The following is a 15407-nucleotide window of genomic DNA, read 5'->3' as shown; positions in this document are numbered from 1 at the left end:
GCTGGAAGTGCTCAATCATTATTTTAAATGCTATCTTGGGCTTCTAGATATCTACTGATGGTCTAAGGTGTTTTTGCTCCTTTTATATCGACGAAATGAATTTACATCTATAATTTCTCCCGGCAGGAAATGATACATGATTATTGGGATGTTTTTTAACGGAATCATATCATCAACTGGGATGTAAATGAGAAGAAATTCAGCAAGATCTTGATTAGAAAAGAGCTCTAAGAATTTTTTCTGGCTAGTTGAGAATTCCACGCGGGCTTGGGGCTTGGTACTCTTTGTTTCTACCACTATTAGTCTTTTAACGTCTATAACTGGCAACTTGAATGTCTTTCTTATTTGTAAACTTTTGGATCGTGAACTGACGTTAATCTTCTTTTCTCCCACGACATCAAGAGCAATGATTATGAAATCTGGGGCATATTTGCTCTCTTTTAAGATGTTGTAAAATTTTAATAGTCCATCTTTACTTCGTTCAGTGACGAAACATGAGTGTCTTATCCAGTCTGCGGTGTCATTTAACGCTTCGGATAATGCTCCTGAACGCATTCTATAGCGGAGAGGGGATATTACGGTAAAGATGCTGTCTTGCTTACAAGCAGTACTTACAATCTCCGAATATCCAAACTCGTCCGTTGTTTTTTTGATGTATATTCTTTTGCAATCGGGGGGCAACACCCAAGATGCAGGATACGCCAATTTTATAATCTCTAAAGCAGTTTTAAGAGATTTGGCCTCCATATTGTCTGACGAATAGGTTCTAGTTTCGTGCAGCCTATGCCAATATGGCAAGCTCTCTTTTCCACTGGGGTTAGCATAGAGTGGGGTAAATTCTCTTGTGAATATCCTGACGTTGGGTCCATACATCGCAACATACTCATGATTTTCCTTTAACCGTGGAATGATTTCCATGGAAATATATTCTTGGGCAATTCTCTCGGTATAGTTTCCCACTATATTATTTATAACGGATTGTCTGGGTGTAAAAGTGGTTCTTTCGCCATTCTTGTTATCCAGCCGTATCTTCAATGTAACCCCCTTTTACGTGGGTTATTATCAAGTTAATAACACTTACGGAGTATAAACTGGAGTGTCATCAGAAGCCGTTATAATCCATTAGACATTTCTGATGGTGGGCTAACCTTTTATCCCCATCGCCGTATCTTTCAGGTGGTGGGAGTGACCATGAAGTACGCTGAACTCGCTGACCTTTACAGGCGCCTGGAGAAGACAACCTTAAAGACCCTCAAAACACGCTTTGTCGCAGATTTCCTCAAGAAGACCCCTGATGATCTCCTGGAGATAGTCCCCTACCTCATCCTTGGCAAGGTCTTCCCTGATTGGGACGAGAGGGAACTCGGCGTCGGCGAGAAGCTCCTCATAAAGGCCGTCTCGATGGCCACCGGCGTCCCCGAGAGGGAGATAGAGAACTCCGTTAAGGACACCGGCGACTTGGGCGGGAGCGTTGCCCTCGCTCTAAAGAAGAGGAAACAGAGGAGCTTCTTCAGCCAGCCCTTAACGGTCAAGCGCGTTTACGACACCTTCGTCAAGGTCGCCGAGGCGAGCGGCGAGAGGAGCCAGGACAGGAAGATGAAATATCTGGCGAACATCTTCATGGACGCCCAGCCTGAGGAGGGGAAGTACATAGCGAGAACCGTTCTGGGCACGATGAGGACCGGCGTCGCCGAGGGGATTCTGAGGGACGCCATAGCTGAGGCATTCAAGGTCAAAGCCGAGCTCGTTGAGAGGGCCTACATGCTCACCAGCGACTTCGGCCACGTGGCAAAGGTGGCGAAGCTTGAGGGCAACGAGGGCCTCTCAGAGGTTAAAATCCAGGTGGGAAAGCCTATACGACCGATGCTCGCCCAGAACGCAGCGAGCGTTAAGGAAGCCCTGGCGGAGATGGGTGGAAAGGCGGCATTCGAGATAAAGTACGACGGTGCCCGCGTCCAGGTTCACAAGGATGGCAGCAGGGTTGTCATTTACTCTCGCAGGCTGGAGAACGTCACCAGATCCATCCCCGACGTGGTTTCGGCCGTCCTGGAGAGCGTTAAAGCGGAAAAGGCCATCATTGAGGGTGAACTCGTTGCCGTCGGCGAAGGTGGAAGGCCGAGGCCCTTCCAGTACGTCCTGAGGCGCTTCAGGAGAAAGTACAACATCGAGGAGATGATAGAGAAGATCCCCCTTGAGCTGAACCTCTTCGACGTCCTCTACGTTGACGGTGAGGGTCTGATAGACACGCCCTTCTCCGAGCGCAGGAAGAGGCTGGAGGGGATAATCTCTCCGGGGGAGCGGATAAGGCTGGCGGAGCAGCTCGTGACGGCAAAGGCCGAGGAGGCCGAGGCCTTTTACCAGCACGCCCTTGAGCTCGGCCACGAGGGGCTCATGGCCAAGAGGCTGGATTCGGTTTACGAGCCAGGAAACCGGGGCAAGAAGTGGCTCAAGATAAAGCCGACGATGGAAGATCTCGACCTAGTTATTGTCGGCGCGGAGTGGGGCGAAGGCAGGCGCGCCCATCTCCTCGGCTCCTTCCTAGTTGCGGCCTTCGACCAGCATAGTGGTGAGTTTGTCCCAGTCGGAAAGGTCGGCAGCGGCTTCACCGACGAGGATCTAGCGGAGTTCACCAGGATGCTCAAGCCGCTCATCAGGGGAGGTGAGGGCAAGTTCGTCGAGATAGAGCCCAAGGTAGTTATCCAAGTTACCTATCAGGAGATACAGAGGAGCCCGAAGTACGAGAGCGGCTTTGCTCTGCGCTTCCCGCGCTACGTGGCTTTAAGGGAGGACAAGAGCCCCGAGGAGGCGGACACCATAGAGAGGGTCGCCCAGCTCTATGAACTCCAGGAGAGGTTCAAGGCGAAGAGGTGAGGCATTCTTCCCTCTCAGTCTTCCTCCTGCGCTCTTCTATCTCCCTTCTTCCGATGCTGTACGCGTATCCGAAGGCCCCATCAACGCGTCTGTACATGTATATGACCGCCAGGATTCCTGCAAGCGTCAGGGGGACTGTGATTGTTGCAGAAACACCCACGAGCACCATGATAACTGGGGCATCGTAAAGAGAGTGCAGGAGGGATGATTTCAGGTACCCAACAAAGGCGCGCCCTTTGAGAGCGTCCTCTAGAGCTATCGTAGTCCAGAGGACGTGGAACGTTACCACGATTATCCTAAGGAGAGCGCCCAGGATGTTTCCTGTAATGATTAGTACGATGCCGTATAGAACTGCCTCGATAACTGCGAACGTCATGGCGGCGCTTATGGTAACCCTCCACCTCACGAGCTGGGTGCCCCGAACTGCCCAGAAAGGCAACAGCTTTGAAAGCTCCTCTATGGGTCCGACGAACACTGTCAGTGCGATGGCCGCCGACACCGCGGATCCCCCGAAGGCCACCAGCACTATGGACTCCAGTACAACTACAGTGACTATGGCCACCACGCCGTAAAGGTGGGGCCTCCTCTCTCGCCACCTGGGGGGGACGACGTAGTCTACCGTGCCGATCCATTTTAGCACTGCGTCAAAGACCTTGACACCAACTGCGAGCACTACAATCAAGTATGCTGGAAGGAGCAGAGTTTCCACCGTAGGGCCACCAGATAAACTTCCTGGGGTTGTATTTTAAACTTTACCGTGAGTTGGAATTACATCCATGTGTCAAAAATATCACTATTTGGCCATATTTTTGCCGCTATCTTTTTAAAAACCTCTGAGAGATGTGTTCGGTGGTTTGGATGGACGGCAAAGGGAAGCTCGTGGAGGCCTTCTTCTCTGAGGGGGCGATACTCTTCGGGCATTTTGTGCTCACTTCAGGAAAGGAGAGTGACTACTACATAAACGTCAAGAGGCTCAGCACGAACCCTAATGCACTCAAACTCATCGCGAGACTGATGGCGGAAGAAGCCCAAAAAGCCGGGATAAGCTTCGACCGTGTTGCCGGTCCCGAGCTTGGGGCGGTTCCCATCACGACCGCTCTGGCGCTCGAAACCGGAAAGCCCCTCGTGATAGTCAGGAAGAAGCCGAAGGGGCATGGGACAGAGAGCCAGATCGAGGGCGAGGTCAGGCCCGGCGATAGGATCCTCCTCGTCGAGGATGTCACAACGACCGGCGGTAGCGTCCTGAGGGCGGCGGAAGTTCTCGAAGAACTTGGGGCCGAGATCGCCGCCATAAGCGTCGTCGTGGACAGAGAAGAGGGGGCGGCGGAAAAAATCCGCGGGAGGTATCCTTTCATACCCCTTGTCACGGTCTCGGAGCTTTTTAGACGCCTGGATTCTGAAACCGGAGGGCGAGCTTAGACGTAGTCCTCTATTGTCTTGGCCTTTACCATTATTGAGGCCTTGTCCCTGCCGTAGAACACCTCTACAAGACCGTCGGATTCGAGCTGCTTAACGGTCTTGAGAACAGCAGGCATGGGGGTATCCAGCTCGGCGCTGAGCTTCTGAAGCGCCACGGCCTTTTTCTTGGTAGCCAAAACCCGGTAGACTATATCCTTGCGTCGGCCAAACATTCAGCGGCCACCATTTCTATTTAGTTGGTTGGGATAAATAAACCTTCCGTGGTCGGATTTGACGTTTCTCCAAGGCAGGTTTATAAGCCATTCTTTCGAGTCTGGGAGCATGAGGGGAGTCATCGAAAAGCTCGACACTGAAGGGATGGGCGTCGTGCGCCTGGGGAGGAAGGAGATCCATGTGCCCTTTACTGCACCTGGGGACGTTGTGGATGTCAGGAAATGGCGCCGGAGGAAAAAGACCCTCGTGGCCACGGACTTTGAGGTAGTGGAGCCCTCTCCTGCAAGGATCGAGCCAAAATGCCCCTATTTCGGGACGTGCGGTGGCTGTCTCCTCCAGCACATTCCCTATTCCGAACAGGTCAGGTTTAAGTCGGAGAAGCTCTCCAGTATGGTCGGCTTTGATGTCGGTGTTATCCCCTCCCCCGTGATATATGGACACCGAAACAGGATTGATGTTGTCATCTCGACGAGGGGAATAGGGTTTAGGAGACGCGGCACGTGGTGGGATGCAGTTGACATCGAGTGGTGTCCGGTGTTTGGGGAGTCGAGCAGGAAGGTTCTTGGCTCGCTGAGGGAGTTTATCGAGGACTTCCGGCCTTCCCTCTACGAGATAGGCAGGAACACAGGGTTTCTCAGGTACATAGTCATCAGGGAGGGCAAGTTCACGGGGGAGCTCATGGTAAACATCGTGACTGCCGAGGGCCGTCTTCCCGAGGAGTTCCCGGACTACTTTGACTATGCTGATTCGGTGTACTGGAGCATCAACAGGACTAAGAGCGATGTCTCCTACGGCGATGTTGAACGGTTCTGGGGGAGGGAGCTTATAAGGGAACGCCTTGACAACGTCACCTACCTCATCCATCCGAACAGCTTCTTCCAGACGAACAGCTATCAGGCCGTAAACCTAGTGAGAGAGGTCGCGGAAAGAGTGGAGGGGGAGAGGGTTCTGGATCTGTACTCGGGGGTGGGAACCTTCGGCGTCTACCTCGCGGGGCGGGGATTTGTAGTAGAGGGCGTTGAGGTCAACCCCTTCGCCGTTGAGATGGCAAGGAGGAACGCGGAGCTCAACGGTGTAGACGCCGCCTTCTACGTTGGAGAAGACCGGGACGTTGGGGATCTCTCTGTCTACGACACAGTCATAGTTGATCCGCCGCGTGCTGGCCTCCACCCGAAACTGATAAGGAAAATATTAAAAGACAGGCCGGAAAACATCGTCTACGTTTCGTGCAACCCCAAAACGCTCAGAGAAAACTTGGACTCCCTTGGAAGTGCGTACACTGTGGAGGACGCCGTGGGCCTTGACATGTTCCCGCACACCCCGCATGTGGAGACAGTTGTCAAACTTAAACTCAAGGTTTAACTTTAGAACCAGAAGGTTCAAAAACTTAATATACTTAGTCCGCATATCTCTGGGTAGGGGTGATGAAGAATGCTTGACGAAAGGGACAGGATTATAATTGAGATGCTCACCAGGGACGCCAGGACTCCGTTCACGGAGATAGCCAAGGTTCTGGGCATAAGTGAGACTGCAGTCAGGAAGCGCGTGAAGGCCCTTGAGGAAGCGGGAGTGATAAAGCAGTACACCGTTGTGGTGGATCCGTCCAAGCTCGGCTACAACCTCGTCAGCCTGACGGGCGTTGACACTCTGCCGGAAAAGATATTCGAGGTTGCGAGCAGACTTAAGGAGTTTGACTTCGTGAGGAACGTATACCTCACCAGTGGAGACCACATGATCATGGCAGAGGTGTGGGCCCGGGACGGAGAGGATCTATCGGACATCATCTCCAACAAGATCGGCAAGATTGAGGGGGTTACTAAGGTCTGCCCTGCCATAATCCTTGAGAAATTTAAGTGAGCGTTCTGTTTGGCATTGTTCTATTTCCACTCTTTTTTTTATGTACTCCTTCTACGGAACCCGATGCCGTGCTGAATCCGCGCCTGGAGTTTAGATTATTCCGAATGTGCAGTTCAGCGGTTTTCTACATTAGCAATGCTTAAATATATCAATATTGATAAATTTATGCGGTGTTCAAACCATAAGGGGTGCACCAAGATGGCATGGAAGAGGTTCTTGTCCCTAATACTTGTTGTTTTTATTGCCGGTTTTCTCATCAATCCCGTCGCTGCAGTGACCTCCTCCACGGATCCTGAACTGCCGGACAGCATAGAAGAGAATAAGGTCGTTGATTTTTCACTGACCATAACCGATATCAGGGGGAGCTGTGTGCTGATTGAAACGGATCTGGAGAAAGACGGTGGCACACCGATATTTGATGTCACTGACCTAACTGGGTACACCCTCGGTTCTGACGGAAAGTCCTTGAAGATATGCAACAACCTTCCCAGCAAGCTCGTCATCCCGATCCACGGAAGGATTCCGGAGGGAATAACGCGGAAGACAGTTCTTCTGCCCACGGGTGAAAGCCTTTACCTGAAGTTCTTTGACCAGGGCCAGAAGAGCTACTACCGCGTAAAGGATCTGAGCGGGAACACGGTGATAGACACGACGAGCAAGTCGTTCACAATAATCCACCCCCAGCTCGAGGACATCATGAGGATCATAGACACCAATATAACCGATCCAAACGCCAGGGGGGTCGCGAAGAAGTACATATCCCTCGGGCTCATTGATTACGTCTATGGGGATCTGATCCCGATTTTTGTTAAGTATGACCCCGGTAGGGTGGCGAACCTTGAACAGCGGGTCTCCAAGCTTCAGAGCCTTACCGATGAGCTGAACTCAACGATTAAGGACCAGAGTGCCACCCTGAGCTCTCTCGAGGCGGAAAACTCCCGGCTGAAGAGCCAGACCTCTGACCTTGAGTCGAAGGTCTCAGAGCTCCAGAACGAAAACAGCGATTTGAAGGGACAGATTGAGGCTCTCACTCAGGAGAGGGACGAATACCGGAAGAGTGCAGGAACCTTCAAGACTGTCTCAATACTCCTGTTCGTCGTTCTCCTGGCGGGCTCGTTCTTTGCTTACAGGACGGGCCGCCAGTCTGGCTACAAGGAGGGATACAGGAAAGGGTACGATGAAGGGAAGCGGGAGGGCTACAACCGGGGCAAGCGCGATGGTTATGAGCAGTGTATGGAGGAAATGGGCCGCAGTGAGCCCTCTATTGGGTCGGGGGTGTTGTGAATGCTCCAGTTCCCTGATGTCGTGGTGGGTATTGGTGGCGCCGGAAAGAACATAGTTTTTTCGATTCTGGAAACTGAGTGGCTTATAGAGCAGCTCCTGAAGGAGGACAGGAGGTATACTTTTATTGTCATGGACACCGCCTCCGCTGAATACGGTACCGACGTTGCCAAGGCCGAGAAGCTCAAGGAGAAAATAGAGGACATGGCATCAAGGCTTGGAAGGCCCTCGAACATAGAAATTGACGTCAGGAACATAATCTCCAACCTGAGCATAGACAGGCCCGAGGTTCTCTACACCACGAACCTCATAGAGGCCCTCCACAGGAAGAGGAAGGTCAAGGTGTGGTGGATACTGGATCCGGAGAAGGGTGTCAACAACACTGAAGGCCTTAAGAAGTACGAAGCCGCCGGCTTCTCCAAGGGGACCATAAGGAGGAGGGGAGTTACCAAGGCAATGTTCTATAAGGCCCTAGTTGAGGGCAAGGTTGACGATGTTTTCCAGATACCTCCAGGGTCGCAGGAAGTGGCCATCATTGTGGGACTCGGGGGTGGAACGGGCTCCGGGCTTTTCATTGACATAGCCAAGCGGCTGGCGGAGGTCAACTTCGGTGCCCAGGTGGTTCTCTTCGGGATCCTCCCAACGCTTAAGGAGGGCAACAACGAAAAGGCGAACGCGTATATAGCCCTCTCTGAGCTGGAGTACCTCCGCCTGACCCAGGGCAAGGTGGACGACCAGCTCTTTACCCACGTGGTTCTCACCACCATCGAGCCCACCGGGTTCACTGGGGCCGGGGACGCCTACAAGGCCAAGACTGAAGCCCTCAACGAGTTCGCCGAGACGTTCACCCACATCCTCATGAACTTCTACGACGCGAAGAGCGGCAATTTCTCGGACATCCTTGAGGGAGGCCACTACGGGCGCTTTATCCTCGCCACGGGTGGAATAGTCCGCTACGAAGTCGAGAGCACGATGGAGAGCAAAAAGAACCTTGAGAAGGCTATAAACTCGCTGAACAGCGCAATATCCAAGGAGAAGGACATCAGGGATAAGGACATACGGCCCCTCATAAAATACCTCCAGGAGAAACGCCTCATAGACATTGGCCGGGACGAGAATAAGTTCTACAGCAGGTACATCGAGTACCTCAAAAACCAGCGCATTCTCCAAGAGTTCTACGGGTTCCTCACTAACCCCATACTGGGGATCTTCAACTACGAGTCCCCTCGGAGCATCATTGAAGGAATCCACTCCCGCATCCTGATGGACGAGAGGGGCTTTTCGGAGAAGGTTGCGGGTGTAAAGACCTCCGGCGAGGTTTTGGAACTGATAAGCCAGCTTAAGACGACTATAGACTCATCGAAACCTGAGTCCTTCAGGGACGACATTGACAAGGCCATTCTCGACATCGCGATGAGGATACTGGACAACATCCAGCTGTCCCTTGACCACCTGAGGGAGCTCCACAAGTTCGCCTTCCCCGACCCGATAAGGGCGAGGTATGAGGCCTATGAGAGTGAAATGGGACAGATGCTCAGGGATCTCGTCACCTTTGACGTAAAGCCCGCCCAGATCGCGAAGCTTGAGGAGCTGAAACGTGCGGTGGGCACGGACGTAACGAAGCTTGAGCGCCAGGCCCAGGAGCTCAGGGAGAAGCAGGGCGAGATTGAGGGGGAAATGAAGGCCATAGAATCGCAGGTGGATGCCGTTATTGACGCGAACTCAAAGCTTCTTGTTGAGTACTACGAGATGGTCAAGGAGCTGCCCTCCCTGAGGGGTACCCTCAGCACGTCCACCAAGAAGATAAACGGCGTTCTTGAGGAGCTTAAGGCCAAGGTTCTGAGCGACTCCGTAAACCGGAATCTCGGGCCTGATGAGCTGGCGGCAAGGGTCAACCAGGAGCTCGACCCCGTCCTCACGAACCTCAGGACGATATTCACAAGGCTCGCCCAGAAGTTCCCGGGAAGCTCTGAACTCGGCTCCCTCAGGGAGGTGATAGACTACATAAACCTTGTCAAAAACGCCCTGCTCCACTACTACGGCTACAAATACTACAGGTACAGGCAGGAGAACAGGAGCCTGAGTGAAAGGCTGCGCGGCAGGGACTACGAGGCCGAGATGGACAAGTACCTTGGCGACTATGAGAGGGATCTCACCAGCATGATGAGGTACAGGGACTTCTTCCACTACATCCGCATAAGAACGACCGAGGACGGAGAAATCGGAGACCTCGAGGTGACAATGCTCTACGACCTGATAGCCACGACCATCAACAAGATGTTCAGCTCGATCCAAATGGACGTCGCCACGAACATCGGGGGGAAGATAAACGTTGATCTCAGCGAGGTGCCCCTCCAGAAGCTGGCGGAGGAAAGCTCGACACCGAGAGAGTTCCTCAAGAAGGCCAAGGAGGCAATATACCTGAGGATGCTATCCCAGAAGGGCCTTGACAGGCAGATGGACGAGGTTAAGGAGCAGATAGCGGCCATCGAGAGGGATATTGAGTCCCTCAGGGACTTCGGTTCCATACTTGACTACGTTATGGACGCCGTCCTGACGATATCCGGAAGGATACGGAAGGAGTGGAGGGAGGAGTACGAAAACTACGAGAGCAGCATCAATGAGCTCAAGAAATACCTGGAGGAGAAAGCCCTTCGCCGCCATGAGAGGGGCACGTTCATATACAAAGTCCAGCCTTCCCCCGAGGCCCTCGGCCTTATACTGGACGTTGCCACCAGCAACCTTGCCCAGGTTCTCAGGAACCCGACCCTTTCGGCCATCTCAAAGAACGAGTTCCAGAAGATAGTGAACACCTACCGCGAGCTGCTTTCGAAGCTCATGCAGCCTGCGTACCTCGGCATACGGAGGCCCAGGGTTATTGTCCAGGATGAGCGGGCGCCGGTTGAGTGGGAGCTCAAGGGCTCGATGACCTACGTCAACTCCTCAATAAACAACATCATGACTGAAATGGCGCAGGAGATCAAAAACGTCACCCTCCAGGTGTTCAGAAGGAGCCTCCACAAAGGGAAGGACACCCTCTACATACCCGTCCCTGTGGCGGGGCCATGGGACATAGCTGTCACAATATTCCTTCCGGGGATATTCTTCGAGAACATCTACGGCGTCTACGACCTCAGTGAGAGCTACCACGACGCCTACTACCAGCTCAAGAACTCCGGGAAAAAGAGGGAGCTCTTCCACCACGTTTACAAGCTTGAGGACGGCTGGTACATCGAGAGGATCCCGATGGACTTCGAAGATGCTATCAAATACGCCGCGGCTGAGCTTTACAACAACGTTGACGTGACGGAGGAGATAGAGAAGAAGAACTACATCAAGCAGTACATAATACCCGAGTCGGAGGGAGAGACCGAATGAAAATCCGGTCTCTGGAATCCTTCGGCCTGCTGCCTTTTTTTTCATACCTGCTCTTTGGTTTTCTCCTTTACAGAGTCCTTGACGGGTTTCTTGGTGCAGGCGCGCCTCGAGAAACTTTTACGGTTCTCGCCGGGAGCGTCCTCTTCAAGGTGGCCTCAGGGATATCTCTCGGCCTCATAATGGCCGTCGCCCTGACCAGACATTCGGCTTACACCCGAAAGGCTCTGGGTCTCTGGTTGGGAATGCTTTTTCCCGTTGCCAGCGGCTATACAGGGACGACTGATTTTATGGGGGCCCTTGGTGCGGGGCTCCTGCTGGGCCTTGTTCTGATAAGGAGGCCCACCGCCCAGCTCAAACTCGCAAAGGCCCTAGTGCCTCTGCCGATTCTTATTATGATGCTCCCTTATCTATCCCAGCTGTTTTGGATGCTTGACAGGGGGGTTATTCTCACCGAGCTCCAGACCACGGTGACGTACCTGAGGATAGTTGCCGTGCTCTTGGTCGGTGACGTGCTTATCTACATTGTTCTCAGGCACGCGGCGTACGACGAGGAGACGGCCAGGGAGAGCACGCTGTTCCTAGGCCCAAGCAAGTCAGGAAAGACCATACTCTCTCTCGGCCTGTTCCATGCCATAGTCCAGGGCAACGTTGGGGGCCTGAAGGCAACGTCGGACTCCATGGTTCTTGTGGATAAAAACGAGATTGCGGCGAGGCTGGAGGATCTTTACGACACCTTTGTCCGTGCAGGATTTGCGGGAGTAAAGGGCACGATGAGGGGCTGGCTTTCGATAAACATCTTCGACATCTCCAGGAGCCCCCTGGACAAGTTCCTCTATGGCATGAAGGATCTGTCACTTGAGATCACTGACTACGCTGGTGAGGATCTGTGGAACATAGCGGAAATCCTCGAAGATAGAACCAAGTACAAGGAAAGGATCGTGGAGGCTTTCAAGGCTGAGACCAATCCGTCAGACAAAAAGAAGTTTGAAACGTTCATGAAGGCCGTTGTCTACCCTAAGGGCTTGGACAGGCAGGCAAGGGCCACGTACGCCGCCACCCTTCGGAACCGCATACTGAAGGATCTCAGGAAGGGCGCCTTTGACTTCAGAAACTACCGCAGGAGGATCCGGTGGGAAGAGCTCCCTGAGGCCATAAGGACACCCCTTGCGACGGCCCACACCTACAGGGGCATCATAAACGCGGACAGGATCGTGTTCCTCCTCGATGGTGAGAAGATACTTTACGAGCTCTACAAGAAGGACCCGGACTTCAGGACGAACCTTGAGTACCTTGAGAGCTCCAACCGGAAGTACTATGAAAAGATTAAGAAGATCGTGGAGTATCTCTCAGACCTCGATAACAAACTGGGCGACCCCACCCTCGACAAGAGGATACGGGAGCCGATAAGCAGGGAAACCCTGGGCCACCACCTCAATGCGTACAGGAGGATAGTGCTTGCGTCAAGGTCAAAGATCCGCAGGGAGAGCTTTGTATTCCTGGTGACCAAGGCAGATCTGATAGGGGCGGTCTTCAACAGCGACGTTGTCAGCATAAACCTCAACCGGCTCAAGAGGAGGGTTCTCCGGGCCCTTAAGAAGTCGGTTCTGTTCAGGAACTTCCTTAAGAACATGAACATAACCGAAAAGGACCTTTCCGACAAGCTGATGTTCTCGATTGTACTGCCACGGAAGGAGCTGGAGGACTCCGGCTCGATCACGCCCCTGTCCGAGGACGTCCTCGTCAGGGGGCTCGACGACGTTATTAGGTGGATACGGAAAGCCCCGCGGATTAAGGTTCTGAAGGAGGTTCTGAAGCCATGACTTCCTACGGGTTCTATTCCACCCAGGGGGTTCTTCTCCGGAAGGTGGGGAAGCACTCTCCATCTCCGGAGATAGTGCCCTTCGCGGATAAGTACCACATCTGGGCGTCCCTTGTACTGAACGTCCTGAACGGTTCCGTGGAGTACTACGTTGCCTCCAGGTTTGACTACGTTAAGGAGCCCTTCGGGAGGTTCAGCAGGGGGGTGCTGGTGGTTCGCGTCCGCGATATCTCCGAGATTGCGAGGGAGTTCTTGATCTCGGTCAAGGATCTGTTCAACAGCGGTGTGGCCGATTTCTCCCATGAGGCCAAGATGTCCGCGGGGGAAGGGATCGAAGGAAAAAAGGAGGCCCTAGTCTCATCCGTGGCCAACATCGTGGAGGAGTACCTTCGCGGGACATCGCGTCCGAGAACCATTGCGGATATCCCCTTCCGGCAGATAGCGGTGGGGCCCCTCTCAGACGTGGGGTACCCCCCTGTGTTCTACAGGTGGGTGTTTCTTGAGGGCGTCAGGGTGGCGCTTGAAATCCTCAGACTGGAGGGTGCGAGTCCTCTGGACACCTACGAGGACGCCGTTCTCTCCGCCAGTGAGGATGTTGTATACCCTCTCTTCAACTATGCCAGATCCGCCCCGACAACGCTGGGCGGGCTGTGGCTTGTTTCCTCCTCGGGGGTGATGCCCCATGAGTGATATCGTGCTGACGGTTTACACGACCCAAGGGATACCCATATTTGAGATAGGTGGAACGGTTCCTCTTGATGCGCTTGGTATAAGCTACGAAAACATAGATTCCCTGGGAGTGTGGCTGGGCGTTCGTATGGATGAATACTCTGACAACGCCGTCATAGGCCTTCGCCTTGACCGGATGTTCGAGGCGGGGGGCAGGGAAAACAGATACATCCTCCTCATCAGGACTTCCAGAAGGCTTCTTGAGTCCGGTGAGTTCCGCTTCACTGAGTTTCTATCCAGGGTGCTCCAGAAGGTTGCCGAGTTGAAGGAAATAACGTACGGGGGCTCCCCCGGGGCGTCAAAGTGGGAAGAGCTCAAAAAGTACGCCGGGGATCTGGCGTTCATTCTTATGAACAGCGAGGAAAATGCCGTGGAGGTAAACATCCCTGTCCTGGATTATCTCGATCCGGGCCTGGCTGAACGCGGTGACGTCCTGATGCTCTTCCTAAAGCTCAGCGAGGCACTGCCTGCGGGCAGAAGGCCTTCCCTCTACGTGTTCTCGAAGTCGGGTTCCAGCGAGTATTCCGGCCTCTGGATAACGGGCCACGGAAAGGACGTATCCGAACTCCGGGAGGAAACCGAGGAGAGGATCGAACAGCTCAAAAGGGACTCTAAGGAACTTCGGAGGATTCAGAGCGAGCTCTCTGAGTGCAGACAGAGACTTGAAGACATCGAGAGCAGGTACGAGTACTACGTCAGGAAAGAGGCCTCCGGGAGGTTTTCGTCCCTTTTGAAGACCGCAGGCATACTCGTGCTGGCGGTCGTGCTGGGTATCGGGATTGGTTTTCTGCTCTTGCCAATGTGGTACACGCCACCCTTTGCACACCCGGGCTTCCAGATGACGTCTGTGGGCGCGGCCTCTCTCAATCAGGCCCTGGGAGACATTGAAAAGATAGACGCACTCTACGGGAATGAGAGCTCCACCGTGCTTAGGGACTACGTTTTATTTATAAACGCCTCCCAGAGCAAGAAGGAGTTCAACATGTCCCGGCTTCTTCAGATTCTCCGGAGGGACGTGGAGATCCACAGGACCCTTCTTGAAAAACTGGAATCAGAGAGAAAAAGTGTTTCTGAGCTCAATTCAACTGTGAGGGATCTCCGGAAGCGACTGGAGCTGGTAAACGGCACGGCATCGGAGCTGGAGATGAACACTATGTATTTTGTCAAGCTCAGCCCAGGAAACGTGACTCTGACGGAGGAAGATATCCGGATCCTTAACGAAAACCCGGGGGTTGAGGGCTGGAACGAGGTCTTGACAGCCCACTGTAGGCTGCTGGTGGAGTCAGAGGCTCAGAAGAACGTTGAATACTTGGTAGCATTAAAAGGGAACATGACGCAGACGAACGAGGCCGTTGCCGGGATCATAACGCTTTTGAACGCCATCTACAGTGAGGCGGGCAACATGGAGGTGCAGGAGGCTTCCAACTCTTTTGAGGATCTTGAGAGGAACCTAACGCCGCTGATTGGATCCGTGGAGGATTACATCAGCGAAATAAATGCCACCGTTACCAGGATAAAGACCTGCGAAAACGCGTACTCTCTCATCCGCTCGTGGGATTCCGGGGAATTTGGAATGAAGTTTGAGCTCCTGATTGAGGACTCCCGGGCCATGGGATACATAGACGGTCTCATCGAGGCGGTCCAGAGCGGTGCCCTGCTGGATGACCCCTTCACCCGTGCCCTCTACGAGTACTCCAGGAACAACAAGGGGTTCTCAGTGGAGGATCTGAAGAACCAGATAATTGCGCACCTCTTTGAGAACGGAGCGCCTAAGCAGGACCCGGTGTTGAAGATAGAAGGATTTATGGGTCTCCTTGAGTCCATAGTTACTTAGGGGGTG

The 15407-nt window shown here is 53.3% G+C and carries 12 protein-coding genes; 9 read left to right on the top strand and 3 right to left on the bottom strand.

Going from position 1 to position 15407, the window contains the following annotated elements:
• Positions 1–51: 51 nt before the first annotated feature.
• Complete coding sequence (locus E3E36_RS04225; RefSeq protein WP_167894084.1) at positions 52–1035, bottom strand: hypothetical protein; 984 nt, start codon at positions 1033–1035, stop codon at positions 52–54.
• A 156-nt stretch (positions 1036–1191) separates the two neighbouring features.
• Between E3E36_RS04225 and E3E36_RS04220 the strand changes: the two genes are divergently transcribed.
• Positions 1192–2871 carry an ATP-dependent DNA ligase gene (locus E3E36_RS04220; RefSeq protein WP_167894771.1) on the top strand — a complete coding sequence of 560 codons (1680 nt, stop codon included), beginning with the start codon at positions 1192–1194 and terminating at the stop codon, positions 2869–2871.
• On the opposite strand, the gene E3E36_RS04215 is transcribed toward E3E36_RS04220, so the two are convergent.
• Entirely contained in the window at positions 2855–3580 is a 726-nt protein-coding gene (locus E3E36_RS04215; protein WP_167894083.1) for a hypothetical protein, read from the bottom strand. The genes E3E36_RS04220 and E3E36_RS04215 overlap by 17 nt on opposite strands.
• Before the next feature lie 149 nt (positions 3581–3729).
• Here E3E36_RS04215 and pyrE point away from each other — a divergent pair, with 149 nt between their 5' ends.
• The gene (gene pyrE / locus E3E36_RS04210) at positions 3730–4290 is read left to right on the top strand and encodes an orotate phosphoribosyltransferase (protein WP_167894770.1); all 561 of its coding nucleotides are present in this window, start codon (positions 3730–3732) and stop codon (positions 4288–4290) included.
• On the opposite strand, the gene E3E36_RS04205 is transcribed toward pyrE, so the two are convergent.
• The gene (locus tag E3E36_RS04205; protein WP_167894082.1) at positions 4287–4502 is read right to left on the bottom strand and encodes a helix-turn-helix transcriptional regulator; all 216 of its coding nucleotides are present in this window, start codon (positions 4500–4502) and stop codon (positions 4287–4289) included. The two genes, pyrE and E3E36_RS04205, sit on opposite strands and share 4 nt — an antisense overlap.
• A 109-nt stretch (positions 4503–4611) precedes the next feature.
• Between E3E36_RS04205 and rlmD the strand changes: the two genes are divergently transcribed.
• The 7 genes from rlmD (at position 4612) to E3E36_RS04170 (ending at position 15401) form a co-directional block, all read left to right on the top strand.
• Complete coding sequence (gene rlmD / locus E3E36_RS04200; RefSeq protein ID WP_167894081.1) at positions 4612–5865, top strand: 23S rRNA (uracil(1939)-C(5))-methyltransferase RlmD; 1254 nt, start codon at positions 4612–4614, stop codon at positions 5863–5865.
• A 69-nt stretch (positions 5866–5934) separates the two neighbouring features.
• Positions 5935–6360 (top strand): HTH-type transcriptional regulator LrpA, encoded by a 426-nt coding sequence (lrpA, locus tag E3E36_RS04195; protein WP_167894080.1) that lies wholly within the window; start codon positions 5935–5937, stop codon positions 6358–6360.
• Positions 6361–6558: 198 nt separating this feature from the next.
• The gene (locus tag E3E36_RS04190) at positions 6559–7644 is read left to right on the top strand and encodes a hypothetical protein (RefSeq protein WP_167894079.1); all 1086 of its coding nucleotides are present in this window, start codon (positions 6559–6561) and stop codon (positions 7642–7644) included.
• Complete coding sequence (locus E3E36_RS04185) at positions 7645–11019, top strand: tubulin-like doman-containing protein (RefSeq protein ID WP_167894078.1); 3375 nt, start codon at positions 7645–7647, stop codon at positions 11017–11019.
• On the top strand, positions 11016–12839 hold the full coding sequence (locus E3E36_RS04180; RefSeq protein WP_167894077.1) for a hypothetical protein: 1824 nt from the start codon (positions 11016–11018) through the stop codon (positions 12837–12839). Before E3E36_RS04185 ends, E3E36_RS04180 begins: the two co-directional genes overlap by 4 nt.
• Positions 12836–13528, top strand: coding sequence for a hypothetical protein (locus E3E36_RS04175; RefSeq protein ID WP_167894076.1), 693 nt, complete (start codon positions 12836–12838; stop codon positions 13526–13528). Before E3E36_RS04180 ends, E3E36_RS04175 begins: the two co-directional genes overlap by 4 nt.
• Positions 13521–15401, top strand: coding sequence for a hypothetical protein (locus tag E3E36_RS04170; protein ID WP_167894075.1), 1881 nt, complete (start codon positions 13521–13523; stop codon positions 15399–15401). The genes E3E36_RS04175 and E3E36_RS04170 overlap by 8 nt, the downstream gene beginning before the upstream one ends.
• The last annotated feature ends 6 nt before the right edge of the window (positions 15402–15407 follow it).

It is taken from the genome of Thermococcus sp. M36, from assembly GCF_012027355.1.
Taxonomy (GTDB): domain Archaea; phylum Methanobacteriota_B; class Thermococci; order Thermococcales; family Thermococcaceae; genus Thermococcus.
Note: the sequence above shows the minus strand (reverse complement) of the source record. Positions and strands in the feature narration are given on the sequence as shown.

What these genes read in the sequence shown, in the direction of transcription:
- E3E36_RS04220 (WP_167894771.1), top strand. Translation starts at nt 1,192, where the DNA reads ATGAAGTACGCTGAACTCGCTGACCTTTACAGGCGCCTGGAGAAGACA.
- pyrE (WP_167894770.1), top strand. Translation starts at nt 3,730, where the DNA reads ATGGACGGCAAAGGGAAGCTCGTGGAGGCCTTCTTCTCTGAGGGGGCG.
- E3E36_RS04205 (WP_167894082.1), bottom strand. Translation starts at nt 4,502, where the DNA reads ATGTTTGGCCGACGCAAGGATATAGTCTACCGGGTTTTGGCTACCAAG.
- rlmD (WP_167894081.1), top strand. Translation starts at nt 4,612, where the DNA reads ATGAGGGGAGTCATCGAAAAGCTCGACACTGAAGGGATGGGCGTCGTG.
- lrpA (WP_167894080.1), top strand. Translation starts at nt 5,935, where the DNA reads ATGCTTGACGAAAGGGACAGGATTATAATTGAGATGCTCACCAGGGAC.
- E3E36_RS04190 (WP_167894079.1), top strand. Translation starts at nt 6,559, where the DNA reads ATGGCATGGAAGAGGTTCTTGTCCCTAATACTTGTTGTTTTTATTGCC.
- E3E36_RS04185 (WP_167894078.1), top strand. Translation starts at nt 7,645, where the DNA reads ATGCTCCAGTTCCCTGATGTCGTGGTGGGTATTGGTGGCGCCGGAAAG.
- E3E36_RS04180 (WP_167894077.1), top strand. Translation starts at nt 11,016, where the DNA reads ATGAAAATCCGGTCTCTGGAATCCTTCGGCCTGCTGCCTTTTTTTTCA.
- E3E36_RS04175 (WP_167894076.1), top strand. Translation starts at nt 12,836, where the DNA reads ATGACTTCCTACGGGTTCTATTCCACCCAGGGGGTTCTTCTCCGGAAG.
- E3E36_RS04170 (WP_167894075.1), top strand. Translation starts at nt 13,521, where the DNA reads ATGAGTGATATCGTGCTGACGGTTTACACGACCCAAGGGATACCCATA.